The following is a 26,091-nucleotide window of genomic DNA, read 5'->3' on the forward strand; positions in this document are numbered from 1 at the left end:
CCCGAGGAACACCATGACCGTGACCCAGGAGGTGGCCCCGGCCGCCGCCCTCGAACCCGTCCTCGAAGCCACCCCCGAACCCGCCGCTCCCGAACCCGCCGTCCCCGAGCCCGCCGCCCTCGACCTCACCGATCCGCAGACCTTCCTGGACGTCGACCCGCACGCCATGTGGCGCCGGTTCCGCGCCGAGAGCCCGGTGCACTGGCATCCGGCCGGGGCGCGCACCCCCGGCTTCTGGGTGATCTCCACGTACGCCGACGCCGTCGCCGTCTACCGGGACAACAAGCGGTTCACCTCCGAGAAGGGCAACGTCCTCACCACCCTGCTGCAGGGCGAGGACTCCGCCGCCCGCAAGATGCTGGCCGTCACCGACGGCGTCCGGCACCGCGAGATCCGCAACGTGATGCTCAAGTCGTTCTCGCCGCGCGTCCTGGCGCCGGTCGTCACCGGGGTGCACGAGCACACCCGCGAGCTGCTGGGCGGGGCGATCGCGGCGGACCGGGTGGACTTCGTCTCCGACGTCGTCGACCACATCCCGATCCAGACCATGGGCGACCTGCTCGACATTCCGCACGCGGACCGCCCGAAGCTGGTGGAGTGGAACACCCGGACCCTGGCCCGGGAGGGCTCCGGGGACGACGAGTTCGAGTCCCTGATGGCCCGCAACGAGATCATCATGTACATGGGCGAGCTGGCCGCCGAGCGGCGCCGCAACCCGGGCGAGGACGTCCTGAGCACCCTCGCCGCCGCGACCGTCGACGGCAAGCCGCTCAGCGAGGACGAGATCGTCCTCAACGCCTACAGCCTGATCCTGGGCGGTGACGAGTCCACCCGGACCTCGATCATCGGCGGGCTGATCGCCCTCGCCGAGAACCCCGAGCAGTGGCGCCGGCTCAAGTCCGGCGAGGTGTCCGCGGACACCGCGACCGAGGAGATCCTGCGCTGGACCACCCCGGCCATGCACTTCGGGCGCCGCGCCCTGGTCGACGTACCGCTGGGCGACAAGGTCATCAAGGCCGGCGACATCGTCACCCTCTGGAACACCTCGGCCAACTTCGACGAGCAGGCCTTCACGGACCCGGAGCGCTTCGACGTCGGCCGCACTCCCAACAAGCACGTGGTGTTCGGCCACGGGCCGCACTTCTGCCTCGGCGCCTTCCTGGGCCGGGTGCACGTGAAGGCCATGGTGGAGGCGCTGGCCTCGATGGTCGACGACATCACGCTGCTCGGCCCGCCGCAGCGCCTCTACTCCAACTTCGTCCGCGCCTACAGCGCCCTGCCCGTCGCCTTCACGCCGGCGGCGCACGCCTCACCGGACGAGCGACAGACCAGCGAGGAGAACCACTGAGATGCGACACGAGACACGCACGGCGGGCGGCACGACCCTGGCCGTCCTCTACGCCGAAACCCAGTCCGCCGAGGTCCGCGTGCGGGCCGAGGAGCTCCTCGCCGAGCACGGCGCGGTCCTCGTCCGGGGCCTCGGGCTCACCGACGCGGACGCCTTCCACGCCGCGGTGAGCCTCTTCGGGGACTCCCTCATCGACAGCTACCGGGGCGGCAACACCCCCCGGGCGGCGGTCTCCGACGGGGTGTTCACCTCCACCGAGTACCCCGCCCGCTTCGACATCTCGCTCCACAACGAGATGTCGTACGCGAAGGCGTGGCCGACCCGGCTGTTCTTCGGCTGCCTGATCGCGCCCGAGACCGGGGGCGCCACCCCGGTCTGCGACGGCGGCGCGCTGCTGGCCTCGCTGCCGCCGGAGGTACGGGAGCGGTTCGCCTCGGGCGTGGTCTACCGCCAGCACCTGCACGGCGGGTTCGGGCTCGGCAAGTCCTGGCAGGCCACCTTCGAGACGGAGGACAAGGCGGTGGTCGAGCAGTTCCTGGAGGACTCGGCGGCCGAGTACGCCTGGACGGCCGACGGCGGCCTGCGGGTCAGCCAGCACCGCCCGGGCGTCCGGCACAACCCGCGTACCGGCGCCGACACCTGGTTCAACCAGGCCGACCAGTGGCACCCCTCGAACCTGCCCGACGACGAGGCCGAGACCCTGCTGTCGCTGATCGACGACGTCGACGAGCTGCCGCACTGGGTCACCTACGGCGACGGCAGCCCGCTGTCGGACGACGACCTGGCCCATGTCCGCAAGGCGCAGCGGGAGAACAAGCTGGCGGAGCCGTGGCAGGTCGGCGACATCATGATCGTGGACAACATGTCGGTGCTGCACGGGCGCGAGGCGTACACGGGCGACCGGAAGATCGTCGTCTCGATGACCTGACCGCGCGGGCGGTCCGGCGGGAAGGGGCTCGGCACGCGGTACGCCGGGCCCCTTCCGCTTCTCCTCATTCACCGCCCCCTTAAGGACGTGGCCGTCGAACGGCCGGGTCCCTAGCGTCTGATCCGATGGCGCCCGTGGTGTCCCGCGGTGCCCGGGCGAGAAATGGACTCAAGCATGAATGCACTCGACGACATCCTCGGAGGCGTGCGGGCCGGTCTGACGGAGCGGCGGCGCCGGATCCCGGAGTGCGAGCTGCGCGACCTGGCCTCGGAGGTCCAGCCCGTCGCGGACTGCGCGGAGCTGCTGCGCGGCACGGACGGGCTGAAGGTGATCGCGGAGGTGAAGAGGGCCAGTCCGGCACACGGCCGGCTCTCGGAGATCGAGGACCCGGGGGCGCTGGCGGCGGCCTACGAGGCGGGCGGCGCGGCGGCCATCAGCGTGCTGACGGAGGAGCTGCGGTTCGACGGGTCGCTGGCGGACCTGGACGCCGTACGGGCCCGGGTCGGCGTGCCGCTGCTGCGCAAGGACTTCGTGGTCGACCCGTACCAGGTGTGGGAGGCGCGGGCGCACGGCGCGAGCCTGCTGCTGCTGATCGTCGCGGCGCTGGAACAGCCGCTGCTGGTCGACCTGGTGGCGCAGGCCGCGGAGATCGGGCTGACCCCGCTGGTGGAGGTGCACGACGCCGGCGAGGCCCGCCGGGCGCTGGACGCGGGGGCCTGGGTGATCGGGGTCAACGCGCGCAATCTGAAGACCCTGGAGATGGACAAGGGGGCCTTCACGCGGATCGCGCCGGACATCCCGGAGAACATCGTGCGGATCGCCGCGTCCGGGGTGCGCGGGCCGCGCTGTGCGGTCGAGTACGCGGAGCTGGGCGCCGACGCGATCCTGGTGGGCGAGGCCCTCGTCACCAGTGGCCACCACCGGGAGGCGGTGGCCGCGCTGGTGGCGGCGGGCCGGCGGCCTATCGGACCGCGGCCGGGCGGGCAGCAGCTGGACGGTGGGCGGCTGGGCGGTGGGCGGTTTCCCCGGCTGCCCGGTTCTCCCGGTCCTTCTTTTCCGTGACCGCCGCCCAGCGCTCCAGTACGGCGGCGGCCGCACCGGAGTCGACCGCCTCGGCGGCCTTCGCCACCCCGTCGGCCAGCCGCTCGGCGATCGGCCGCGCGTCGGGGGACAGGGCCGCGAGCCCGGCCGCCGCCGACAGCAGGACGGCGTCCCGGACCGGTCCACGGGCCCCCGCGAGGACCTCGCGGGCCACCCGGGCGTTGTGGACCCGGTCGCCGCCGCGCAGGGCGTCGGCCGGCGCGAAGGGGATCCCGATGTCCCGCGGGTCGAAGGTTTCCGCCCGCACTCCGGAGCCGGTGGCCGACCACACGGTGGAGGTGGTGGTGACCGTCAGCTCGTCCATCCCGTCGTCGCCGCGGAAGACCAGCGCGGACACTCCGCGCCGGGCCAGCACCTCGGCGATCAGCGGAGCGAGCCGGGCGTCGGCGACACCGACCGCCTGCGCCGCGGGGTCGGCCGGATTGGTCAGCGGGCCCAGGGCGTTGAAGACCGTACGGACGCCGAGTTCGCGGCGGGGCCCGGCGGCGTACCGCATGGCCGGGTGGAACAGCGGGGCGAAGCAGAAGGTGATGCCGGTCTCCTCCGCGACGGCGGCGACGTCCTCGGCGGGCAGACCCAGCGCGATGCCCAGCTCCTCCAGCACGTCGGCCGAACCGCAGGCGGACGAGGCGGAGCGGTTGCCGTGCTTGACCACGCGGGCGCCGGCCCCGGCGGCCACCACCGCGGACATCGTGGAGACGTTCACGCTGTGCGAGCCGTCACCGCCGGTGCCGACGATGTCGAGCGCGGGGCCGGGCACCGACAGCGGGACCGCGTGCCGGCGCATCCCGCGCACCAGGCCCTCCACCTCCTCGGCGGTCTCCCCCTTGGCCCGCAGGGCCGTCATCAGCCCGGCGAGCCGGACCGGTCCGGCCTCGCCGGACATGACCTGGTCCATCGCCCACTCGGTTTCCCTCGCGGAAAGGTTCCTTCGGTCCAGCAATGAGTTCAGCAATTCAGGCCAGGCAGTCACGAAGGTCTCCTAGGCAACGACGGGCAACACGTCCGGCACCCAGTCTGGGAAAAGAGCGACCCGGTTTCCAGACCAATGTCCCGCACCTCGCACGGTCCAATTCGGAAGATACCGAAGGAGAAAACCAGTGGCCTTGCACGCCGCGGTCACGCTCGTCAGGGAATCCGAAATTCCGCTGACGTCGCAGATCCAGCGATTCATCAAGAAGGAGGTGACCGAGGGAATTCTGCACCCCGGCACCCGGCTGCCCTCCAGCCGCCGTCTCGCCGACGACCTCGGCGTCTCGCGCAGCGTCGTGGTGGAGGCGTACGGACAACTCGTCGCGGAGGGCTACCTGGAGGCCGTCCAGGGCGCGGGAACGCAGGTCGTGCGCCATCTCGACCGCACCGCGCCCGCGGCTCCCGTGCCCTCGCTGCTGGCCGACGGGCACACCGCCCGCCGGGACCCGCCGGTCCGCTGGGACCTGCGCCCCGGCGGGGGCAACGTTCCCGACTTCCCGCGCCGCGAATGGCTCGCCTGCTACCAGCGGGCCCTGCACGCGGCCGACCCGGCCGGCCTCGACTACCCGCCGCTCGCGGGAGACTCCCGGCTGCGCGTCGAACTCGCCCACTACCTGGGCCGGATGTGCGGGGTGCGCAGCACGCCCGAGCAGGTCGTGGTGACCGCCGGGTTCGCCCAGGCGCTGGGCCTGCTGGCCGCCGTACTGCCGCCGCTGGGCATCGACGCCCTCGGCATCGAGAACCCGGGCCACCCGGGGCAGCGCCGCTTCGTCCGGGAGAGCGGCCTGCGGCCCGTTCCGCTGCCGGTGGACGGGGAGGGCATCGACGTGGACGCCCTCGCCGCCTCCGGGGTGCGGGCCGTCCTGGTCACCCCGGCGCACCAGTTCCCCACCGGGGCGACCCTCTCCGGGCGCCGCCGCGAGGCGCTGGTGCGGTGGGCGCGGGAGGTGGACGGCCTGATCGTCGAGGACGACTACGACCGGGGCCTCTGGTACGACCGGCGGGCCGGCCGGCCGCTGGCGCTGCAGCGGCTCGCGCCCGACCACGTGGTGTACGCGGGGACCGTCAGCAAGTCCCTCGCCCCCGGGCTGCGGCTGGGCTGGCTGGCCGCTCCCGCGCCGCTCGTGGACCGGCTGCTGCGCGCGCGGGCCCGCCAGGACCTGGGGACCGACGTGCTGACCCAGCGCGGGTTCGCGGAGTTCCTGCGCGGCGGCGCGTACGACCGGCACCTGCGCCGGCTGAACTCGCTGTGCCGCCACCGCCACGACGCGCTGCGCGAGGCCGTGCGCCGGCACCTGCCGGGAGCGGCCGTGGTGGGCCCGGCCGCGGGGCTGCACGCGTACGTGACGCTGCCCCGGCACACCGACGAGGCGGCGCTGGTGGCCGGGGCGCTGCGCCGCTCGGTGCTGCTCTCGGGCGCGGCCGCCCACCATGCCCGTCCGGGCGAGGGCGCGCCCGCCCTGGTGGTGGGGCACGCCCATCTGCCCCGGGCGGGGGCGGAGCAGGCGGTGCGGGAGCTGGCGGCGGTGCTCAGCGGAGCGTGAGCGCGCCGGCCCGCATCGCCAGGAAGTTGCCCATCATGGTCAGCCCGCCGGTGGTCATGATGGACTCCGGGTGGAACTGCACTCCTTCCACCGGCAGCGTGCGGTGGCGCAGCCCCATCACGTAGCCGTGGTCGGCGGCGACCGCGGTGGTCACCAGCGGCTCCGGCAGCGGGTCGGCGACCAGCAGCGAGTGGTAGCGGGTGGCTTCCAGGGTGTGGCCAAGGCCCTCGAAGAGGCCCTGGCCGTCGTGCCGGACGGTGCTGGTCCGCCCGTGCATGACCTGCCCGGCGACCTCGATCCGGCCGCCGTAGGCGAGCCCGATGGCCTGGTGCCCGAGGCACACGCCGAGCAGCGGCACCCGCCCCGCGAACTCGTGCACGAGCTCCACGTGTCCGGACTCCGCCGGATGCCCGGGGCCCGGCCCGAGCACGACCGCGTCGGGCTCCAGGGCGGCGAGCTGCTCCGGGGTGCGGGTGCGGGAGCGCACCACCTCGGTGTCGGCGCCCAGCACTCGCAGGTACTGGTCGATGATGTGGACGAAACTGTCGTACGCGTCGATCAGCAGTACCTTCACGGCAGCAGTTCCTCACCGGTGAGCGCCCAGTAGGCGGCCCCCATCTTGGCCAGCGTTTCCTGCCACTCGGACTCCGGCTCGGACTGGGCGACCATGCCCGCCGAGCTCTGCGTGGAGTACGTGTGGCCGTCGTGCTCGATCGTCCGGATGCACAGCGCCAGTTCGCTCCACCCGCGTACGTCGACCAGGCCGACCGCGCCCGCGTAGGCGCCGCGGCGTTCGCGTTCCAGGCCGTCGATGATCTCCATCGCGCGGACCTTGGGCGCGCCGGACATGGTTCCGGCGGGGAAGGTGGCGCGGACCGCGTCCCAGACGCCGACCTCCGGGTCGAGCCGGCCGGAGACGGTCGAGACCAGGTGGAACACGTGGGAGTAGGTCTCCACCTCCATCAGCCTGTCCACCGGCTGGGTGCTGGGAAGCGCGACCCGGCCGATGTCGTTGCGGCACAGGTCGACCAGCATGATGTGCTCGGCCTGTTCCTTGACGCTCTCGCGCATCTCCTTCACGCGCCGCTGGTTGACCTCCTCGTCGGGGCCCCGGCGGGCGGTGCCGGCGATCGGGCGCATGAGGATCTCGCCGTCCTCGATGCGGAAGAACAGTTCCGGGCTGGCCCCGATCAGGGTCCGGCCGGCCTGCGGCATCAGGTACATGTACGGCGAGGGGTTGCGGCCGCGCAGCCGCCGGTAGACGTCGAGCGGGGTCAGGTCGGTCTCGACGTCGACGCGGTGGCCGATCTGGATCTGGTAGACGTCACCGACGCCGATGTGCTCCAGGCAGCGCTCGGCCCAGCCGAGGAAGGTCTCCCGGTCGACGCTGTCGCGCACCGAGCGGGGGGCGGGCGCAGGCGGCACCTGCTCCTGCCTCCGCTCCTGCTCCCGCTCCCGCTCCCGCGGCAGCGCGGGCAGTTCGGGCAGGTCGGGCAGGTCCGCCGGGCCCGCGAAGGCCGGGCTGTCGGCACGCAGTCGGCGCACGCGGCCGTCGCCGACCCCGTACCAGACGGTGTCCCGGAACAGGGTGAGCGTGATGTCGGGGCGCCCGCCGTCCCCTCCGGTCCGCTCCGGCAGCTCCTCCATGTGCCAGGACGACTCGTAGGCGAGGGAGGTCAGGAACCCGAAGGCGTAGCCGGAGTCAGGGAGGTCGGTGGTCAGCGAGAACAGTCCCTGGGCCCGCCCGAGGGCGTCCCAGACCTGGTCGGAGCCGGTGAAGCGGAAGACGTACGGGCCGTCGGGGAGCGGGTGGTAGGCCACGGGGCAGCCCGCGGCCGGCCCGTCCGTGACCAGCCCGGCCGCCTCGACCGCGCCGGCCAGTGCCCGCTTGAGCTCCGGCGCCGGGCCGTCCACCTCGACGCGGTCGGCGTGGACCCGGATCTCGGCGAGCCGGCCGAAGCCGACGACCGCGGAGCGGCGGTCGGCGGGCGCCCCCTCCAGGCTCTCGAAGAGGAACACCTCCTCGGCCGGGAGGACCTCGCGCAGCGCCGCGTACAGGTCCAGCGGGGCGTGCCGCGCCAGTTCCTCGACGGCGACCCGAACCTCCACTTCCGCATTGCTCACATCACTCGAACCGCTTGAATGCCACAAAGTGAACGCCCCCTGAATTCGGTTTTCCGTCGGAATGAGTGAATCAATTTTCTCCGAACCACCGCCAGACCAATTCCCGGCCCTTGATGCGGTCCATTTCCAAAATGCTTGACCATTCCCCGGGCCCGGTGGGTAACTGACGCCATGAGAGAAAACGAGAACAGTGCTTCCTGGCGGGATTTCCCGGCCGCCCAGCAACCCGACTGGCCCGACCCCGCGGCCCTGCGCGCCGTCACCGGCCGGCTGTCCGAGGCGCCCCCGCTGGTCTTCGGCGCCGAGTGCGACCAACTGCGCCTGAAGATGGCGGCGGTCGCCCGCGGCGAGGCCATCCTGCTCCAGGGCGGCGACTGCGCCGAGACCTTCGCCCAGGTCACCACCGACTCCATCCGGGGCAAGCTGAAGACCCTGCTCCAGATGGCCGTCGTGCTCTCCCACGCCACCGCACTGCCGGTGGTCAAGGTGGGCCGGATGGCCGGGCAGTACGCCAAGCCGCGCTCCAGCCCGTACGAGGAGCGCGACGGGGTGACCCTGCCCTCGTACCGGGGTGACGCCGTCAACGGCCTGGAGTTCACGGCCGCTTCCCGCATCCCGGACCCGCAGCGGCTGCGCGAGATGTACGAGGCGTCGGCCCGCACCCTCAACCTGGTCCGCGCCCTGACCACCGGCGGGTTCGCCGACCTGCACCAGGTGCACGCCTGGAACCGGGGCTTCGTCGCCGGTTCGGGCGCCGGCGAGCGCTACGAGGCCCTCGCCGACGAGATCGACCGCACGCTCGCCTTCATGCGCGCCTGCGGGGTGGACACCCGCGAGCTGGGCACCGCCGAGTTCTTCGTCGGTCACGAGGGCCTGCTGCTCGACTACGAGGCCGCCCTGACCCGGACCGAGCCGGAGACCGGCCGGACCTACGCCGCCAGCGGCCACCTGCTGTGGATCGGCGAGCGGACCCGTGACCTGGACGGCGCCCACGTGGAGTTCTTCTCGCGGATCGACAATCCGATCGCCGTGAAGCTGGGCCCCACGACCACCGCCGACACCGTCCTCGCCCTCCTCGACCGGCTCGACCCGGACCGCGACCCGGGCCGGCTGACCTTCGTCGTCCGGGCGGGCGCCGACAAGATCCGCGACGTGCTGCCCACGCTTGTGGAGAAGGTCGCCGCCGAGGGTGCGCTGCCCTGCTGGGTGAGCGACCCGATGCACGGCAACACGGTGACGGCGCCCAGCGGCCACAAGACCCGATCCTTCGAGACGGTCCTCGACGAGGTACGGGGATTCGTCGAGGTCCACCAGTCGCTGGGCACCCACCCCGGCGGCATCCACGTCGAGCTGACCGGCGACGACGTGACCGAGTGCACAGGAGGCGGCAACACTGTTCGGCCCGAGGACCTCCCGCACCGCTACGAGACGGCCTGCGATCCCCGCCTCAACCACACCCAGTCCATCGACCTGGCCTTCCGGCTCGCGGAGATGTACCGCGAGCGCCGGCCGGTCAGCCCCTTTGCGGACGCAGCGCCTCTGCGATGAGCCCGAACGGCGGCCGGTCGCCCAGGTAGAAGTGCTCACCGGGCACGGTCAGCGCCCAGAACGGCCCCCGGGTCGACTCCCGCCAGGCAGCACTCTGCGCGGCGGTCACCCGGGGGTCGGTTTCCCCGACGATCGCGGTGACCGGGCAGGTCAGCGGGGGTCGCCGCCGGCCTTCGTACGCGGCGAGCATCCGGAAGTCCGCCCCGATGTACGGCATCACCAGTTCCACGAAGGCCCGGTTCTCCAGCAACTCGGGTTCCGTGCCGCCCAGTTCGATGAGGGTCCGGCCGATGGACTCCTCGTCCCAGGCGGCCGCGGCCACCGGGTCCCCGGCCATCAGATGAGGCGCCCGCGCCCCCGAGGCGAAGAGGTGCGCCACCCCCGAGCCGGCCTCCTCCAGCGCCCGGACCACCTCGTACGCGACGATCGCGCCCATGCTGTGCCCGAAGAACGCGACCGGCCGGTCGTCCCCCGAGGACAGCAGGTCGGCGGCTATCTCGCGGGCCATCGGGACCAGCCGGTCCGCGCACTCCTCGGAGAAGCGCTCCGCGCGCCCCGGGTAGCAGACCGCGTGCACCTCGTGGGCGTCCAGCCCCTTGGCCCAGCCACGGAAGAAGTAGGGCGATCCGCCGGCGTGCGGGAAGCACACCACCCGCTCCGCCGCGAACGGCCGCGCCTCAAGCACCTGTGTCCACACCATCACTGTCACCCCTGCCCACGGCCGTACCCGGCGTCCGCACACTCCCGACGGCGCGATGGTCGTGCCTCGCTCTGACGGCGCGCTGACGTCCGGCGGGCGTCGCTGTCAGTGTCCCGTCAGAGTCCTTCAGCAAAGTGACAGGGGTCCGCCACGCCGATCCCTGTCCCTGGAGATTCCATGACGGCGACCTCCGCCTACCCGTCGATAGCCGAAGCGACGATGATGCCGCGCATCATCCGGCTCGGCCCGAACCTGTACGGCGCGGCCTTCACCCTGATGAAGCTGCTTCCCGCGCACCACATCCTCAAGCAGGCCGAGGCGCGGGGTGAACTGGGCCCGGACACGGTGATCGTCGAGACCACCTCGGGCACCTTCGGACTCGCCCTGGCCATGCAGGCTGCGCTGCTGCGCCGCAAGCTCATCCTGGTCAGCGACCCGGCGATCGACGCCAACCTGTACCGGCGGCTGACCGACCTCGGGGCCCGTGTGGAGATCTGCCACGAGCCGGCGGAGGTCGGCGGTTTCCAGGAGGCCCGGCTGCGCCGGCTCGCCGAGATCCGCGCCGAACTGCCGGACTCCTTCTGCCCCGAGCAGTACACCAACCCCGGCAACCCGGGCTCCTACCGGCTGGTCGCGGAGCAGCTCACCCGGACCCTCGGCACCGTCGACGCGCTGGTCGGCCCGGTCGGCTCCGGCGGATCCGTGTGCGGCACCGTACGGGCCCTGCGCGCCGCCACCCCGCACACCGAGGCGATCGGGGTGGACAGCCACCACAGCGTGCTCTTCGGGCAGCCCGACGGCTCGCGGGAGCTGCGGGGCCTCGGCAACAGCCTGTGGCCCGCCAACCTCGACCACCGCGTCTTCGACGAGGTGCACTGGCTGAGCGCCGGCGAGGCGTACGCCTCCACCCGCGCCCTGCACGCCCGGCACGCCCTCTTCCAGGGGCCGACGAGCGGCGCCGCCTATCTCGTCGCCCGCTGGTGGGCCGAGCGCAACCCGGACCGCACCGGGGTGGTGATGCTCCCGGACGAGGGCTACCGCTACCAGGCCACGGTCTACGACGACAGCTGGCTCCAGGCGCAGGGGTACCCGCTGAGCGAGCAGCCGTCCGCACCGGTCACGGCCGCGGGCCCCGACGTGGCGGGCGACCGCTGGACCCGGTTCGCCTGGGACCGGCGAGCCTACGAGGAGGTCCCGGGCGTCGTGTCCCGGCCCGCCCCGGCGGCCTCCGGATCCGCCGCGACGCCCTCCGCGCAGCCGGTGGGGGTGGGTGCATGAGCGGGTCCGCGGTCATCGGCACGGGCCGGCTCGAACAGGGCCTGGGCGCCCGTACCCGCCGGGTGGTCTACGGGGAGCCCGGCCCCGAGACGGTGCGCCGGGAGCTGGAGGCCACCAGCACCGTCGACCTCGCCCACGTGGTCATGCTCCGCGAGAGCGGGCTGCTGACCGGAGCCGCCGCGGCGGCCCTGCTGGACCGGGTGCGGCGGCTGCGGGCGAGCGGCTTCGCCGAGCTGACCGGCCGCCAGGCCCCGCGCGGCCTGTACCTCATGTACGAGGGCTACCTCGTGGACGAGCTCGGCTCCGACGTCGGCGGGAAGGTGCACACCGCCCGGTCCCGCAACGACATCAAGGCCACCGTGACCGCGATGCGGCTGCGCACCGAACTCACCGAGCTGCTCGGCGAGGTGCTGCGCCTGCAGGCCGCGCTGCTCTCCCGGGCCCGCCGGCACGCCGACGCGGTGATGCCCGTCTACACCCACTACCAGCCCGCGATGCCCATCAGTTACGGCTACTACCTGGCGGGCATCGCCACCGCCCTGGACCGCGACATCGCCGCGCTCCGCCACACCGTCGACGACCTGGACCGCTGCCCGCTGGGCGCGGGCGCCGTCGCCGGCACCGACCTGCCGATCCGCCCCGAGCGCACGGCCGCCCTGCTGGGCTTCCGCGGCGGCCCGACCCTGCACGCCACCGATGCGGTGGCGGCCCGCGACACGATGCTGCGCGGGCTGGCCGTGGTGGCCTCGGCGGCGGTCACGCTGAGCCGGCTGGCCACCGACCTCCAGCTGTGGAGCACCCAGGAGTTCGGCTTCGTGGAGTTCCCCGAGCGGCTCGTGGGCGGCAGTTCCGCGATGCCGCAGAAGCGCAACGCGTTCCTGCTGGAGCACGTCAAGGCCAAGGCCGCGTGGGCGGTGGGGGCCTGGACCGCCTCGGCGTCCGCCAGCAAGTCCACGCCGTTCACCAACTCCATCGAGGTCGGTACCGAGGCGGTGGCCGTGGCCTGGCCCGCGCTGGTCGCCGTACGGGAGTCCGTACTGCTCAGCCAGGTCCTGGTCTCCGGGGCCCGGCCGGTCGGCGAGCGGATGGAGCAGCGGGCCAAGGAGGGGTTCACCACCGCCACGGTGATCGCCAACCGGCTGGTCGGGGAGGGCGTGCCGTTCCGGACGGCGCACCACGTGGTGGGTGCGGCCGTGCGGGACGCCATCGCCGCCGGGGAGCGCGAACTCACCAAGATCGAGACCCCGGAGGGGGTGACCGACTTCGGCGGCGGGCTGCCCTCGCTCGCCGAGGTCGTCGCCGACCTGAACCGGGGCGGCGGTCCCGGCGAATGCGCCGCGATCGTCGGCACCCTGCGGGACCGCCTCGCCGGGCACGCCGACTGGCTCATGGAGTACCGGCAGGGGCTGCGCGATGCCGCCCGGCTGCTGGACGCCGATGTGGACGCCGTCGTGAGACGTTTCGGAGCGGGAGAGACGCGATGAGTGCGGGCGGCGGCTGGTTCGCCTTCCTGGAGAGCAACACCACCGGTACCGGGCGGGACTTCTGCGCCGCGGCCCGGGCCCGGGGGATGCGCCCCGTCCTGCTGAGCCGGGATCCCGGCCGGTACCCGTACGCCGTGCTGGACGGCATCGACACGGTGGTGCTGGACACCTCCGACCCGCAGGCGGTCCTGGAGGCCTGCACCCGGCTCGACCCGGTCGCGATCGCCTCCAGCTCCGAGTACTTCGTCGCCCTGGCGGCGCGGACGGCGGCCAAGCTGGGGCTGCCGGGGCCGGACGGCGACGCCGTGGAGCGCTGCCGGTCCAAGGACGCCCAGCGCTCCGTGCACGCGGCCGCCGGGGTGCCTGTGCCGGCGTTCGCGGCGGTGACCGGGGCGGCGGAGGCCGCCGGGGCCGCGGAGCGGATCGGGTTCCCTGTCGTCCTCAAGCCCGTCAGCGGCTCCGGTTCGGTCGGGGTGCGGCTGTGCGCGGACGCGGCGCAGGCCCGTGCGTGGGCGGAGCGGCTGCTGTCCGACGGCTCGGCCACCGTGCTGGTGGAGGAGGCCGTGTCCGGCCCCGAGTTCTCGGTGGAGACCTTCGACGGCGAGGTGGTCGCGGTGGTGGCCAAGCACGTCGGGGCCGAGCCGTACTTCGTGGAGACCGGGCACGACGTGCCCGCCCCCGTCCCGGCCGCCACGGCGGCCGAGCTCGGCGCCGTCGCCGTACGGGCGGTGGGCGCGCTGGGTCTGGGCTACGGCGCCGCCCACACCGAGCTGCGGCTGGGCCCCGGCGGGCCGGTCGTCATCGAGGTCAACCCGCGCCTGGCGGGCGGCATGATCCCGGTCGCGGTGAAGGCCGCGACCGGGGTGGACCTGGTGGACCGGGTGGTCGCCCGGGCCGCCGGCCTGCCGGCCGCCGTGCGCGGAGCGGCGGCCGGTCACGCCGCCGTCCGCTTCGTCCGGCTGGCCGGGGAGGGCCGGGTCGCGGCCGTCGCGGGCCTGGCCGACGCCGCCGCGGCGCCGGGCGTGGCGGCCGTGACGGCGAGCACCGCCGTGGGCCGGGAGCTGCGGGTGACGCACTCCTTCCAGGACCGCCTGGCCTGCGTGGTCGCCGCAGGCCCCGATACCGCCACCGCGGCCCGCCGGGCCTCGGCGGCCGCCGCCCTGATCGACATCACCGTGGAGGAGACCCCCCGATGAACGGCGCACCGACGTCCCCCTCGCGGACGCGGCCGATCCCCGCCACCGGGGCCGGCACCGGGCCCGCGGCCGAAGCCCGCGCCGCCGGGGCCGCCCCCGCCGGGGCACCCGCGGCAGGCACTCCCGCCCGCGTCGCCGCACCCGTGAGCGCGGCCTCCGCCATCGGCCGGGGCACCGCCCCCGACGCTCCCGTGGCCGGAGTCCCGGCGGGCGCCACCGTCAGGCCCGGCGGTCCCGCGCCGGCGGGCGCCCCCGGCGGCGCCCCCGGCTCCGCGCCGATCGGCGTACCGGCTGACGGCAGCGGCTCGGTGGACCCCGCCGGGGGTGGCCGGACCCGGTTGCCCCGGTGGGTGCCGGTGGGCTCCGAGCCGGGGCCGGCCGTGGGGGCCGGGTTCCACGAGGTGAGCGTGGAGCCCGCGTTGGCGCAGGCGCTCGCGGGGACGGCCGCCGCGCTCGGGATCGCGCCGGCCGCGCTGCTCGGCGCCGCGCACGCCCGGGTGCTCGCCACGGTTGCCGCCGAGCGGGAGCTGCGCACCGGCCTCGCCGACGGGCCCGGCGTGCGCGAACTGCGCCTGACCGTGGCCCCGTCCGGCTGGGCGGAGCTCGCCGGGGCGACCGCGGCCGCCCTCGCCGGGGCCGCGCCCGCCGTGGGGCCCCGGCCCGAGGTGGTCCTCGACCTGGCCGGGGACACCCGAGCCCCGCTCGGCGAGGGCGAGGTGCTCCGCGTCCTGTGGAGTTCCGCCGTCCCGGGGCTGCGGCTGCGGCTGCGTTACGACCCCCGCGCGCTCGACGCCGCGTACGCGGACCGGCTCGCCGGCTACCACCTCACCGCGCTGCGCCTGCTCACCGAAGACCCGTACGCCCGCCACGACCGGCAGAGCCTGCTGTCCCCCCAGGAGGTCGAGGGCCAGATCCACGGCCTCGCCGGTCCCCGCGCCGAGCTGCCGGACGCCGTCCTCACCGACCTCTTCGAGGAGCGGGTCCGCCGCCACCCCGACGCCGTCGCCGCCGAGCACGGCGCCCGCGGCTGGACGTACCGCCAACTCGACGCGCACGCCAACCGCGTCGCGCACGCACTGCTCGCCGCCGGGTCGCGGCCGCACGACGTCGTCGCCGTCGTCATGGACCGCTCCCTGGACTGGATCGCGGCCGCGCTCGGCGTCCTGAAGGCGGGTGCCGTCTACCTCCCGATGGGCCCGGAGCTGCCCGTGGACCGGATCAGCGCCCAGCTGACCGCCGCCGGGGCCTCCTTCGTCCTCGCCGAGCCTGGTACGGAGGTGCTCGCGCGGAAGGCCGCCGACGCCGCGTCCACGTCCGCGTCTGCGTCTGCGTCTGCGTCCACGTCCACGTCCGCGTCCGTGCCCACCCCGCCGGCCGTGATCTGCGTACGCGACGTCCACACCGCCGACCTGCCCGACGACCGGCCCGGGGTGCGGGTGCGCCCCGACCACGCGGCGTACGTCTACTTCACCTCCGGCTCCACCGGCGATCCCAAGGGCGCGCTGTGCGAGCACGCCGGCCTCCTCAACCACCTCCTCGCGAAGGCCGCGGACATGGGGATGGCGGACGGCGGGGACACCGGGAGCGGCGAGGTCGTCGCGCAGACCGCCCCGCAGAGCTTCGACATCTCCCTCTGGCAGTTCGCCGCGCCGCTCCTGACCGGCGGCACCACCCGCATCGTGGCGACCGACGTCCTGCTCGACGTGGACGGCTTCCTCGACGAGATCGTCGAAGGACACGTCACCATCGCCCAGACCGTCCCCGCCTACCTGGAAGTACTCGTCCGGCAGCTGGAGCACCGCCCCCGCGACCTGGGCGCCCTGCGCTCCGTTTCGGTGACCGGCGAGGTGCTCGCACCGGCCCTGGTACGCCGCTGGTTCGCGCTCTGCCCGGGGATCTCCCTGGTCAACGCCTACGGCGCGACGGAGGTCTGCGACGACACGATGCACGAGGTCCTCGACCGGGCGCCCGAGCCGGGCCTGCCTGTCGCGCTGGGCCGCTCCCTGCCGAACGTGAACACCTACGTGCTGAACGAGAACCTCGGCCTGGTCCCGCTCGGCTCGGCCGGCGAGATCGCCTTCTCCGGGGTCTGCGTCGGCCGCGGCTACGTCAACGACGAGGAGCGCACGCAGCAGGTCTTCGTGTCCGACCCGTTCCGGGCCGGCACCCGGATGTACCGGACCGGCGACTTCGGCCGGTGGCTGCCGGACGGCCGCATGGAGTACCTGGGCCGGCACGACGAGCAGGTCAAGATCCGCGGCTTCCGCATCGAACTCGGCGAGATCGAGACCCGGCTGCTGGCGCTGCCCGGAGTCCGCGAGGCGGCGGTGGTCATCGTCGGCGACGCGGGCATCCACCGGCACCTGGTGGCCTTCTTCACCACCGACGACGACGGCGAGGGCCCCGGCGTGGAGCGGGCCCGCGGGCACCTGGCCTCCGTGCTCCCCGACTACATGGTGCCCAGCTATCTGCACCCGCTGCGCCGGCTGCCGCGCACCGCCAACGGAAAGGCCGACAAGAAGGCCCTCGTGGAGCTGGCGAGCACCCTGGGCCACGGCGGCGACGGGCACACCGGCCCGGCCACCGCCACCGAGCGCCGGCTGGCGATGCTGTGGGCGGAGGTCCTCGGGGTTCCGCTGGAGCGCATCGGGCGCCACGACGACTTCTTCGCGCTGGGCGCCAGTTCGCTCGCCGCGGTCCGGGTGGTCGTACGGCTCGACCGCGCGCTGTCCGTGCGGGACCTGGTCGCGCACCCGGTCCTGGCCGATGTGGCGGCCCTGCTCGACGGCCGGCGGGACGGCGGGCTCGGCGACGGGCGGGACGGCCTGCGGGCCGGCGGGCCCCGGGAGGCGGCGCCCCCGCTGCTGCACCCGCTGCTCCCGGTCCGCAATCCGCACCACACCCTGGTGTGCCTGCCGTACGCGGGCGGCAGCGCGCTGAACTTCCGCGCGCTGGCGACCGAGCTCGAGCGCGAGGGGATCGCGGTGCTGGGGGCGGAGCTGCCCGGCCACGACTTCGCGGCCGAGGACGAGCCGCTGGAGGACGTGGCGGCGCTCGCCGCTCGGGCCCGCGACGAGATCCTCGCGCAGACCACCACCCCCGTCCTGCTGTGGGGCCACTGCTCGGGCGCGGCCCTGGCCCTGGAGACCGCCCGGCTGCTCCAGGAGGCGGGCCGCCCGGCGGAACGGGTCTTCATCGGCGGCCAGTTGCTGCACGGTGCGGACGCGCTGCGGGCCGAGGTGGCCGAGGTGGCCGCGGTCGGCCCGGAGGTCCTGCTGGGCCGGCTGCGCGCGGACAACGCCTACGTCGAGCTGGACGCCTTCACCCCCGAGCGGGCGGCGGCCGTCGACCGGGCCTACCGGCACGATGTGATCACCGCCAACCGGCACCTGCTGCGGATCCTGGAGGCCCCCGGGGCGCACCGGATCGACGCACCCGTGGAGGTGGTGGTGGCCCGTGACGACGCCTGGACGGCCGCCGCGGACCTTGGGTACCAGGCGTGGCGGGCGGTTTCCGACCGCGTCACGTTGCACGAACTCGAAGAGGGCGGGCACTACTTCACCGGCACGAGGGCCGCTGAGACCGCCGACGTGGTGAGGAGGACCACCGGATGATCACGACCCAGACGGCAGCGCCGGTGAGCCCGGCGGCCGTCCCCGCCGCCGGCTACCGGCAGGTGTCCGCCACCGGCGTCAGCACGGCCTTCGGGACCTTCGGCGAGCTGCTGCAGGGCGTCCTGCCGGAGGAGGACGGCAACTTCCTGGTGACGCTGCCGGTGGCCCGCTGGTCCATGGTCCGCTTCGAAGTGCGGTCCGGGCAGCCGGGGTTGGAGGTGTGGCCGCCGCACAAGAAGAAGGCGCTGCGGCTCACCTCCATGATCCTGGAGGACGAGGGCCTGCCGGCCGCCGGGCTGCTGCGGATCGACAGCACCCTGCCCGAGGGGAAGGGGCTGGCCAGTTCCTCGGCCGACCTGGTGGCGACCGCGCGGGCGGTGGCCAACGCGCTCGGCGTTCCGATGCCGCCGCGCCGGATCGAGGCGTACCTGGCGCGGATCGAACCGACCGACGGGGTGCTCTACGACTCGGTCGTGGCCTTCCACCACCGCAGCGTCCGGCTGCGGGCGAAGCTCGGCTCGCTGCCCTCCATGGCGGTGGTCGGCGTCGACGAGGGCGGCGCGGTGGACACCGTCGCCTTCAACAACATCCCGAAGCCGTTCACCGACGCCGACAAACGGGAGTACGCGCGCCTCCTGGACCGGGTCACCGGCGCCGTCGCCGCCCGCGATCTGGCGGAGGTCGGGCGGGTGGCCACGGCGAGCGCCCGGATGAACCAGGTGCTGCGCCACAAGTGGTCGCTGGAGCCGATGACGGACATCTGCGAGGAGGTCGGCGGCCTGGGCGTGGTCGTCGGGCACAGCGGCACCACGCTGGGCATCCTCATGGACACCGACGCCCCGGACTGCCCCGCCCGGCTGGCCGCCGCCGCGCAGCTCTGCCAGGAGCTCGTGGGAAATGTCACCGTCTACCGGACCCTCAGCTTCCACTGACCCGGACCCACTTCGTCCACCCAGCCCCCGGGGCGAGCCTCACGCTCGCCCCGGGGGCTTCCGCTTGGGTACTAGCCCGGGGGTCCACCGGTCGGTGGACACGAGGTTCAACCGGTCGAGCCTGTCGCCGGGACCCCTGCTGCGACCAGCATGTATGTCATGACGAACCCCACCGTACGGATGGCCCGATGGAGCGCCCGCAATCCGTGGCGCGCGATCACCGGCTGGCTCCTCTTCGTCGTCCTCTGCCTAGGGGCGGGCATCGCGATCGGTGCGAACCCGGCCACCAGCGAGGACTTCCGCATCGGCGAGGCCGGCCGCGCCGAGGCGATCGCCGCCGAGGGCGGGCTCCAGCAGCGGCCCGTGGAGCGGGTGCTGATCCACGCCAGGCCCGGGGCCGGTTCCTTCGACAAGGCCCTGGCCGAGGCCGCCGCCCGGGACGTGAGTGCCCGGATGGCACTGCTCCCCGAGGTCGCCTCGGTCGGCGCCCCGGTGCCGGCCGCCGACGGGTCGGCGCTGCGGGTGGACGTCACCATGAAGGGCGCCGAGTTCGACGCCAAGAAGCACGTGGACGTGCTCCTCGCGCAGACCGCGGCCGTCCAGGAGGCCTACCCCGGGCTGTGGGTGGAGGAGGTCGGCTCGCCCTCGATCAGCAAGGGCGTCGACGGGCTCCGCGACGACGACCTGGCCCGTACGGAGGTCATCGCCCTCCCCGTCACCCTGATCACCCTGCTGGTCGTCTTCAGCTCGATCGCGATGGCCCTCGTCCCGCTGCTGCTGGCGCTCTCCTCGATCATCGCCGCCGTCGGCCTGTCGATGCTCGCCTCGCACGTCTTCCCCGACGCGGGCGTCGGCACCAACGTGATCCTGCTGATCGGCCTGGCCGTCGGCGTGGACTACACCCTCTTCTACCTCAAGCGGGAGCGCGAGGAGCGGGCCAAGGCCGGCGGCCGGCTCACCCCGCAGGCCGTGGTCGAACTGGCCGCCGCCACCTCGGGCCGCGCGGTCGTCGTATCGGGGCTGGCCGTGGCCGTCTCCAGCGCCACCCTGTTCCTCGCCGACGACGTGATCTTCTCCTCCATCGCGACGGGCGCCATCGTCGTCACCCTGGTCGCCGTCCTCAGCTCGCTGACCGTGCTCCCCGCCCTGCTGGCCAAGCTCGGCGAGCGCGCCGACCGCCGCCGGGCCCGCAAGGAGGCCCGCGCCGCCGCCAAGGGCCGCACCCTGCGCGTCAAGCAGCCGAAGACCGGCACGGGCCGGATCACCGCCGCCGTGCTGCGGCCCACCACCAAGCACCCCGTCGCCACGCTGGCCGTCGCCACCCTCGCGATGGTCGCCCTCGCCCTGCCCGTACTGAACCTGAACCTCACCGAGATGGGCCGCGACACCCACTCGCGGGCCATCGGCGCCATGCAGACCTACGACCGGGCGATGGCCGCCTACCCCGAGCTCAACTCCATGCACCAGGTGCTCGTGAAGACGGACGCCGACCGCCGCGAGGAAGTCGCCGCCGCCCTCACCGGGCTCGCCGACCGCGCCACCGCCGAGGACCCCGCGATCAGCGGCCGGCCGTTCCTGCGTACCTCTCCCGACGGCCGGATCACCATGCTGGAGATGGCGGTCGCCCACCCCGTCGGCAGCGTCGAGGCCCACACCTCCCTGCGGAAACTGCGCACGGAGCTGATCCCCGCCACCGTCGGCACGCTGACCGGCACCGAGACCGCCGTCACCGGCGACGTGGCCCGCAACGCCGACTACCCGGCGCACCAGAAGCAGAAGCTCCCGCTGATCATCGGAGCGCTGCTGCTCGTCACCTTCGCGATGACCGTGTGGGCCTTCCGCTCCCTCGTCCTCGGCCTGATCGGCATCGTCCTCAACCTGCTCTCCGCCTTCGCCTCGCTCGGCCTGCTGGTGCTCGTCTTCCAGAACGAATGGGCCGAGGGGATCCTCGCCTTCGAGTCGACCGGCTCCATCGGGGCCCGGGTGCCGCTCTTCCTCTTCGTGATCCTCTTCGGGCTCTCGATGGACTACCAGGTCTTCGTGATCAGCCGGATCCGGGAGGCCGCCATGAACGGCACCCCGACCCGCCAGGCGGTCCTCGACGGCATCGGCAGCTCCGCCGGAGTGGTCACCAGCGCCGCCGTGGTCATGGTCACCGTCTTCGCCAGCTTCGCGGCCCTGCACCTGATCGAGATGAAGCAGATCGGCTTCGCCCTCGCCGCGGCCGTCCTGCTGGACGCCTTCGTGATCCGCATCCTGATCCTGCCCTCGCTGATGCTGCTGCTGGGCGAGTGGAACTGGTGGCCGTCGCGCGGTATGCGCCAGGTCCGGGCGAAGGCGTCAACGGAACGTCAGCCCGCGACCGTAGGCTGATCACATGAGCGAACGGCCGAAGTCCTCCGACCGGTTGACCGTCGACAAGTTCCACGGCTGGTACACGGCGGCATGGGTGCTCCTCGGTCTGATCCCCTCGGTCATCGGGGTGGAGAACGACTCGGGAGCACCCAAGTGGGGGGCCCTGGCCCTGCTGGCGGTCCTCGCCTCCTGCTACACGGCCGTACGGCGGTTTCCGGACAATCCCGTTCTGCGGCCCCAGGCCTACCTGGCCCTCCTCGCCCTCGGTCTGGGGGCCATGGGGGGCCTTCCGGGTGGCGGGGCGGCCCTGTTCATCGTCTCCCTCCCGCAGTTCTGGCTCTTCGCCACCGGGGTGCGTGCCTCGATCGTCCTCAGCGGGGCGGCGGCCGCGGCCACCGTCGTCGGCAGCACCCTGCGCGGCGACGAGTCCCTCACCGGGAACGTCGTCTTCATCTTCATCGGGTACGCCGCCTCGGTCCTGACGGGCCTGCTGATACACCGCCTCGTCGCGGACGGCGACGCCCGCGCCGGGATGCTGGGCGCGGAGCTGGAGAGCGCGCAGGCCCGGCTCGCGGAGGCGCACCGGCAGCAGGGCGCGGCGGACGAACGGGAGCGGATGGCGCGGGAGATCCACGACACGCTCGCGCAGGGCTTCGCCTCGATCATCGTGCTGGCGGAGGCGGCCCGTTCGACCGTCACCTCGGACCCGGAGCGCACGGGGCAGCAGCTGGTCTCCATCGAGCAGACCGCCCGCGAGAACTTCGCCGAGGCCCGGGTGCTGGTGGGTTCCGCCCCGCAGAGCGGCCTGGCCCCCGGGTCGGTCGCGGTGACCCTGCGCCGGACGCTGGACCGGTTCACCCAGGACACCGGTCTGACCGTCGAGGCGGAGCTGCCGCCGGACGTCGCGTGCGACCAGCAGACCCGGATCGCGCTGCTGCGCTGCACGCAGGAGTCCCTCGCGAACGTACGCAAGCACGCGGCCGCCACCACCGTCGGCGTGGTCCTCACCCAGCACCCGCACGCCATCGAGCTGGAGATCACCGACGACGGGCGCGGCTTCGTCGTCGAGGACTCGCGGGGCTTCGGCCTCGACGGCATGCGCAAGCGGCTCGCCGAGCTGGACGGCGACCTCACGGTGACCAGCTCGCTCGGGGACGGCACCCGCATCCTCGCCACGATCCACACGAACGGACAGCCCTGATGAAGACGACGCCCGAAGACGCCGACAGGATCCGGGTCATCGTGGTGGACGACCACACGGTGATGCGCGCCGGGGTCGTCGCCCTGCTCTCCCCCGAGCCCTGCATCGCCATCGTCGGCGAGGCCGACAACGGGCGGGAGGCCGTGGAGCTCGTCGCGTCGCTGCGCCCCGACGTGGCCCTGATCGACCTGCGGATGCCGGTGATGGACGGCGTCGCGGCCACCGCCGAGATCGTCGCCGGCCCGGCCGCGACGCGGGTGCTCATCCTGACCACGTACGACACGGACGTGGAGATCGAGCGGGCCGTCGAGGCCGGCGCCATCGGCTACCTGCTGAAGGACACCACCCGCGAACAGCTCGTGGGCGCGATCCGCTCGGCGGCCCGCGGCGAGACGGTACTGGCCCCGCGGGTGGCGGAGCGGCTGGTGGCCCGGATGCGGCAGCCCGACCCGGTGGTGCTGACCGCACGCGAGCTGGACGTGCTGAGCGCGGTGGCCGACGGGCTGTCCAACGCGGACATCGGCAAGCGCCTGGTCATCGCGGAGGCCACGGTCAAGACGCACCTGCTGCGGGTCTTCGCCAAGCTGGACGTCAGCGACCGCACCCACGCGGTGGTCATCGCGTTGGAACGGGGCCTCCTGGTACGGCCCGAACGCGGCTGACCGTGCCGCGGGGCCGGAGGGCCCAGAGGCCCTCGGCTGCGGGGAGACGCGGGGTCAGGCCGCGCGCCAGACCGTCAGGTCGACCGTCAGCCACTTGCGCCCGGTGTCCAGCGGGGCGGCCTGCTTGATCTGGAGCACGATCAACCCGATGTCCCCCGACGGGTGTTTGACGCAGAACTCGCTGCCCTGCGCCGCCAGGGACAACGGGGCGCTCTTCGCGTCGGCGTGCTGGAGGGCCTTCACGCACGTGTCGAGGGTGGCGCCCGGTTTGCTGCGCAGCATGGTGATCAAGCTGGAGTCGCTCTCCAGTTCGCAGCTGAGTTTGTCGCACTTCAGGCGGACGTCCCCCGTGCGGGTCGCGCGCAGCACCGGTTCCTGGATGCCGATCGAGTTGTACTCCTCCAGGTTCAACCCGGGGTAGGGGACGGGAGTCGGCGGCTTCGGGGGCTGGGGCGAGGCCGATGCGGGGGCGGAGGACTGCGGTGTCGAGCCGGCGGCCGCGGAACCGGCCGACGCGGACCCGGAGCCGGAGGCCGACGCGGACACGGACGCGGACGGGGTGCCCTGCGTGGACTTGGAGGCCTGCCCGTCGCGCAGGTCGGCCGCGCCCTTCACCGCCCAGACGACGCCCGTCACCAGCAGGGCTCCGGCCGTCACGGCCGCGGCGGCGATGAGCGCGGTGCGGCGACCGCGGGGGCGCCGCTGCTGCGGCTGCGGCTGCTGCGGCGGGGCCCAGACCAGCGGGAAGGTGTTCAGCGCGGTCGGGTTCGGGACCGGGGCCGGGACCGACACCTCCGGGCCGGCGACCTCCCGCCAGACGGCCGGGCCGTCGTCGGCGTCGCCCGGCAGATGGCGCCGGCACCACGCCACGATCTCCGCGGGGGTGGCCCTCTCCTGCGGGTCGGCGGCCAGGCACCGGGCGATCAGCGGGCGGAGTTCCTCCGGCAGCCGGGACAGGTCCGGGGCGGAGTGCACGATGCGGAACAGGACGCTGACCGAGGGGCCGCTTCCGTAGAGCGGCTCGCCCAGTGCCGCGAACGCCCCGGTCTGGCCCAGGGCGAAGACATCGGTGGCCGTCGTGACCTCGCCCGCCTCCGCCTGTTCGGGGGCCATGTACTGGGGTGTGCCGATGGCGCTGCCGGTGGCGGTGGCCGCGGTGGTGCCGGATGCCAGCGAGATGCCGAAGTCGATGACCCGGGGCCCGTCGGCGGCCAGGAGCACGTTCGACGGCTTCAGGTCCCGGTGGACGATGCCCGCGTCGTGGATGACCTGCAGGGCCTCGGCCACTCCCGCCACCAGCCACAGCACCGCGGGCACCGGGAGGGGGCCGCGCCGGGCGACGGCCTCGGACAACGAGGGGCCGGGTACGTAGAGGGTGGCCAGCCAGGGCGGTGTCCCGTCCGCCTCGGCGTCGATCAACTCGGCGGTGTACGCGCCCCGGACGCGTCTGGCCGCCTCCACTTCCCGGCGGAACCGCCGCCGGAACTCGGGGTCCTCGGCCAGTTCGGGACGTACGACCTTGATGGCGACCGGGCGGCCGCCCTGGGTGTGCGACAGGTAGACCCGGCCCATGCCTCCCGCGCCGAGCCGGGCCGCGAGGCGGTAGCCGGCCACGCTCGGCGGATCGTCCGCCTGCAGGGGCTGGAACACCTCGGTCGCGCTGGTCATCGGCTTTCCCCCCGTTTTCCCTGATCAACCGATGGGTTGATCGACGTCACCCTAAGCGGCGGGGGGAAACGGGGGGCGGGCGGCTACCAGCTCTGCCACACCGGGGCGGGGTGGCGCAGTGCGCGCCGCTTTCCGGCTTCGCGCCCGAGGAACACGGCTCCCGAGGCGAGGGTCGCGACGAACGACACCAACATGGCCAGCGCCAGCAGGACGTTGGCGGGTTCTCCCAGGCTCAGCCACAGCGTCGCCGTACCCACCGCCAGGGCCACCAGCAACGGAATCCTCGCCGCGAGCGACAGCTTGCCGCTCACCGCGACGAAGGCGTACCCGACGAGCAGGCCCAGCCCGACGGTCACCACCAGGCCCAGGAGCAACACGAACAAGAAGACGAACAAGGCGATGATCATGTCGTACCGACCTCCGGATCTCATGGCCAACTCGCGCCGGAGGCAGACGGATCCCCGTCCCCCGGTCGGGCAGGCCCTTCCGGACGCCATGCTGTCAGATTTTCTGAACACGTTCAACGCAGCTGATGCGCGTGGGCGGTGAGGCCGGCTACACCGACTACCCCCACGCCGGCCGGCCCCGGCCACGGGGCCGGGGCCGGGTCACCGGCGGCGGTCCCTCGCTGAGCGCGGGGGACGGCGGGCGCCTCGGACTACTTCGCGGTCCACCCGCCGTCCACCGGCATGGCGGCGCCCGTAACGAAGGAGGCCCGGTCGCTGAGCAGCCAGGCCGCGGCCTGGGCGATCTCCGTGGGATCGGCCATGCGCTTCTGCGCGGAACGGCCGACGAACGGCTCGTGCAACGCCGGGATCTCCTCCAGCACTTGCTGCATGAGTTCGGTGAGGGTGCTCCCGACCACCAGCGAGTTGACCCGGATCCCCTTCTCGCCGTATTCGTCGGCAGCGGCCTTCGTCAACCCGATCACCGCGTGCTTGGCCGCGATGTAGGGGGCGGTGGCTCCGGTGGACAGCAGGCCGGCCACGCTGGCCGTGTTCACTATGGAGCCGCCCGAACCGCTGTCGAGCATGGCGCGCAGCTGGTGCTTCATGCAGTTCCACACCCCGCGCACGTTCACGTCGACCACCCGGTCGAAGATGTCGTCCTCGGTCTCGTGCAGCGGCGTACCGGCCGTTCCCCAGCCGGCGTTGTTGAACGCCCCGTCCAGGCGTCCGTACGTCTGCACCGTGGTGGCGACGACGCGCTCGACGTCCCGGGGGTCGGTGACGTCGCCGACCGCTGCGAGCGCCCGCCCTCCCGCCTCGACGATCTCCTTCGCCAGCGCGGTCAGGTGCTCTTCCCTGCGCGCCATCAGGACGACGTCCGCGCCCTCTTCGGCGAAGAGCCGCGCCGCGGCAGCGCCGATGCCGCTCGACGCGCCGGTGATCATGACAGCCTTGCCCTGCAGTAGGCCTTCGTTTCGCATGGCTTTT

Annotated in this window: 20 protein-coding genes; 13 read left to right on the forward strand and 7 right to left on the reverse strand. The window is 73.6% G+C overall.

The annotated features are described in order from the left end of the window. Positions 1-13: 13 nt before the first annotated feature. The 3 genes from OG625_RS40560 (at position 14) to trpC (ending at position 3,338) form a co-directional block, all read left to right on the forward strand. Positions 14-1,348 (forward strand): cytochrome P450, encoded by a 1,335-nt coding sequence (locus tag OG625_RS40560; protein WP_329391703.1) that lies wholly within the window; start codon positions 14-16, stop codon positions 1,346-1,348. A gap of 1 nt (position 1,349) precedes the next feature. Then, entirely contained in the window at positions 1,350-2,276 is a 927-nt protein-coding gene (locus OG625_RS40565; protein WP_329391705.1) for a TauD/TfdA family dioxygenase, read from the forward strand. Positions 2,277-2,450: 174 nt separating this feature from the next. Further along, positions 2,451-3,338, forward strand: coding sequence for an indole-3-glycerol phosphate synthase TrpC (gene trpC, locus OG625_RS40570; protein ID WP_329391707.1), 888 nt, complete (start codon positions 2,451-2,453; stop codon positions 3,336-3,338). Here the strand turns inward: trpC and trpD are convergent. Beyond that, a complete protein-coding gene (gene trpD / locus OG625_RS40575; RefSeq protein WP_329392015.1) occupies positions 3,238-4,332 on the reverse strand; it encodes an anthranilate phosphoribosyltransferase in 1,095 nt (364 codons plus the stop codon). The genes trpC and trpD overlap by 101 nt on opposite strands. A gap of 145 nt (positions 4,333-4,477) precedes the next feature. On the opposite strand from trpD, the gene pdxR reads away from it, so the two are divergent. After that, positions 4,478-5,893: a MocR-like pyridoxine biosynthesis transcription factor PdxR gene (pdxR, locus tag OG625_RS40580; protein WP_329391709.1), complete on the forward strand. Its 1,416-nt coding sequence runs from the start codon at positions 4,478-4,480 to the stop codon at positions 5,891-5,893. Here the strand turns inward: pdxR and OG625_RS40585 are convergent. Both OG625_RS40585 and OG625_RS40590 read right to left on the reverse strand, forming a co-directional pair. Continuing rightward, a complete protein-coding gene (locus tag OG625_RS40585; RefSeq protein WP_329391711.1) occupies positions 5,880-6,467 on the reverse strand; it encodes an anthranilate synthase component II in 588 nt (195 codons plus the stop codon). The genes pdxR and OG625_RS40585 overlap by 14 nt on opposite strands. Continuing rightward, positions 6,464-8,017 (reverse strand): anthranilate synthase component I family protein, encoded by a 1,554-nt coding sequence (locus tag OG625_RS40590; protein WP_329391713.1) that lies wholly within the window; start codon positions 8,015-8,017, stop codon positions 6,464-6,466. The genes OG625_RS40585 and OG625_RS40590 overlap by 4 nt, the downstream gene beginning before the upstream one ends. Positions 8,018-8,188: 171 nt before the next feature. Here OG625_RS40590 and OG625_RS40595 point away from each other — a divergent pair, with 171 nt between their 5' ends. Beyond that, on the forward strand, positions 8,189-9,565 hold the full coding sequence (locus OG625_RS40595; RefSeq protein ID WP_329391715.1) for a class II 3-deoxy-7-phosphoheptulonate synthase: 1,377 nt from the start codon (positions 8,189-8,191) through the stop codon (positions 9,563-9,565). On the opposite strand, the gene OG625_RS40600 is transcribed toward OG625_RS40595, so the two are convergent. Beyond that, positions 9,531-10,265, reverse strand: a complete 735-nt coding sequence (locus OG625_RS40600) for a thioesterase II family protein (protein ID WP_329391717.1) — start codon at positions 10,263-10,265, stop codon at positions 9,531-9,533. The two genes, OG625_RS40595 and OG625_RS40600, sit on opposite strands and share 35 nt — an antisense overlap. Before the next feature lie 177 nt (positions 10,266-10,442). On the opposite strand from OG625_RS40600, the gene OG625_RS40605 reads away from it, so the two are divergent. The 8 genes from OG625_RS40605 to OG625_RS40640 all read left to right on the forward strand — a co-directional run bounded on the left by OG625_RS40605 (position 10,443) and on the right by OG625_RS40640 (position 22,987). Next, a complete protein-coding gene (locus tag OG625_RS40605; protein ID WP_329391719.1) occupies positions 10,443-11,543 on the forward strand; it encodes a pyridoxal-phosphate dependent enzyme in 1,101 nt (366 codons plus the stop codon). Beyond that, on the forward strand, positions 11,540-13,027 hold the full coding sequence (argH, locus tag OG625_RS40610) for an argininosuccinate lyase (RefSeq protein WP_329391722.1): 1,488 nt from the start codon (positions 11,540-11,542) through the stop codon (positions 13,025-13,027). Before OG625_RS40605 ends, argH begins: the two co-directional genes overlap by 4 nt. Beyond that, positions 13,024-14,223 carry an ATP-grasp domain-containing protein gene (locus OG625_RS40615; RefSeq protein ID WP_329391724.1) on the forward strand — a complete coding sequence of 400 codons (1,200 nt, stop codon included), beginning with the start codon at positions 13,024-13,026 and terminating at the stop codon, positions 14,221-14,223. Before argH ends, OG625_RS40615 begins: the two co-directional genes overlap by 4 nt. Further along, positions 14,220-17,837 carry a non-ribosomal peptide synthetase gene (locus tag OG625_RS40620; RefSeq protein ID WP_329391726.1) on the forward strand — a complete coding sequence of 1,206 codons (3,618 nt, stop codon included), beginning with the start codon at positions 14,220-14,222 and terminating at the stop codon, positions 17,835-17,837. Before OG625_RS40615 ends, OG625_RS40620 begins: the two co-directional genes overlap by 4 nt. Then, complete coding sequence (locus OG625_RS40625) at positions 17,834-18,769, forward strand: GHMP family kinase ATP-binding protein (RefSeq protein WP_329391728.1); 936 nt, start codon at positions 17,834-17,836, stop codon at positions 18,767-18,769. Before OG625_RS40620 ends, OG625_RS40625 begins: the two co-directional genes overlap by 4 nt. 159 nt (positions 18,770-18,928) lie before the next feature. After that, positions 18,929-21,142 (forward strand): MMPL family transporter, encoded by a 2,214-nt coding sequence (locus OG625_RS40630; RefSeq protein WP_329391730.1) that lies wholly within the window; start codon positions 18,929-18,931, stop codon positions 21,140-21,142. Positions 21,143-21,146: 4 nt separating this feature from the next. Further along, on the forward strand, positions 21,147-22,325 hold the full coding sequence (locus OG625_RS40635) for a sensor histidine kinase (RefSeq protein ID WP_329391732.1): 1,179 nt from the start codon (positions 21,147-21,149) through the stop codon (positions 22,323-22,325). After that, a complete protein-coding gene (locus OG625_RS40640) occupies positions 22,325-22,987 on the forward strand; it encodes a response regulator transcription factor (RefSeq protein ID WP_329391734.1) in 663 nt (220 codons plus the stop codon). The genes OG625_RS40635 and OG625_RS40640 overlap by 1 nt, the downstream gene beginning before the upstream one ends. 54 nt (positions 22,988-23,041) lie before the next feature. Here OG625_RS40640 and OG625_RS40645 read toward each other — a convergent pair whose 3' ends face one another. From OG625_RS40645 to OG625_RS40655, 3 genes are all read right to left on the reverse strand, one after another. Then, a complete protein-coding gene (locus tag OG625_RS40645; protein ID WP_329391735.1) occupies positions 23,042-24,655 on the reverse strand; it encodes a serine/threonine-protein kinase in 1,614 nt (537 codons plus the stop codon). Between the two features lie 83 nt (positions 24,656-24,738). Further along, on the reverse strand, positions 24,739-25,062 hold the full coding sequence (locus tag OG625_RS40650) for a hypothetical protein (protein WP_329391739.1): 324 nt from the start codon (positions 25,060-25,062) through the stop codon (positions 24,739-24,741). A gap of 251 nt (positions 25,063-25,313) precedes the next feature. After that, on the reverse strand, positions 25,314-26,084 hold the full coding sequence (locus tag OG625_RS40655) for an SDR family NAD(P)-dependent oxidoreductase (protein ID WP_329391741.1): 771 nt from the start codon (positions 26,082-26,084) through the stop codon (positions 25,314-25,316). Positions 26,085-26,091: the final 7 nt, after the last annotated feature.

Origin of the sequence: Streptomyces sp. NBC_01351 (assembly GCF_036237315.1) — a bacterium.
In the GTDB taxonomy this organism is placed as follows: Bacteria; Actinomycetota; Actinomycetes; order Streptomycetales; family Streptomycetaceae; genus Streptomyces.

Bases quoted from the DNA above. Each gene is read 5' to 3' on its own strand.
- OG625_RS40560 (WP_329391703.1), top strand. From the start codon at position 14: ATGACCGTGACCCAGGAGGTGGCCCCGGCCGCCGCCCTCGAACCCGTC.
- OG625_RS40565 (WP_329391705.1), top strand. From the start codon at position 1,350: ATGCGACACGAGACACGCACGGCGGGCGGCACGACCCTGGCCGTCCTC.
- trpC (WP_329391707.1), top strand. From the start codon at position 2,451: ATGAATGCACTCGACGACATCCTCGGAGGCGTGCGGGCCGGTCTGACG.
- OG625_RS40595 (WP_329391715.1), top strand. From the start codon at position 8,189: ATGAGAGAAAACGAGAACAGTGCTTCCTGGCGGGATTTCCCGGCCGCC.
- OG625_RS40600 (WP_329391717.1), bottom strand. From the start codon at position 10,265: ATGGTGTGGACACAGGTGCTTGAGGCGCGGCCGTTCGCGGCGGAGCGG.
- OG625_RS40605 (WP_329391719.1), top strand. From the start codon at position 10,443: ATGACGGCGACCTCCGCCTACCCGTCGATAGCCGAAGCGACGATGATG.
- argH (WP_329391722.1), top strand. From the start codon at position 11,540: ATGAGCGGGTCCGCGGTCATCGGCACGGGCCGGCTCGAACAGGGCCTG.
- OG625_RS40615 (WP_329391724.1), top strand. From the start codon at position 13,024: ATGAGTGCGGGCGGCGGCTGGTTCGCCTTCCTGGAGAGCAACACCACC.
- OG625_RS40620 (WP_329391726.1), top strand. From the start codon at position 14,220: ATGAACGGCGCACCGACGTCCCCCTCGCGGACGCGGCCGATCCCCGCC.
- OG625_RS40625 (WP_329391728.1), top strand. From the start codon at position 17,834: ATGATCACGACCCAGACGGCAGCGCCGGTGAGCCCGGCGGCCGTCCCC.
- OG625_RS40630 (WP_329391730.1), top strand. From the start codon at position 18,929: ATGACGAACCCCACCGTACGGATGGCCCGATGGAGCGCCCGCAATCCG.
- OG625_RS40635 (WP_329391732.1), top strand. From the start codon at position 21,147: ATGAGCGAACGGCCGAAGTCCTCCGACCGGTTGACCGTCGACAAGTTC.
- OG625_RS40640 (WP_329391734.1), top strand. From the start codon at position 22,325: ATGAAGACGACGCCCGAAGACGCCGACAGGATCCGGGTCATCGTGGTG.
- OG625_RS40645 (WP_329391735.1), bottom strand. From the start codon at position 24,655: ATGACCAGCGCGACCGAGGTGTTCCAGCCCCTGCAGGCGGACGATCCG.
- OG625_RS40650 (WP_329391739.1), bottom strand. From the start codon at position 25,062: ATGATCATCGCCTTGTTCGTCTTCTTGTTCGTGTTGCTCCTGGGCCTG.
- OG625_RS40655 (WP_329391741.1), bottom strand. From the start codon at position 26,084: ATGCGAAACGAAGGCCTACTGCAGGGCAAGGCTGTCATGATCACCGGC.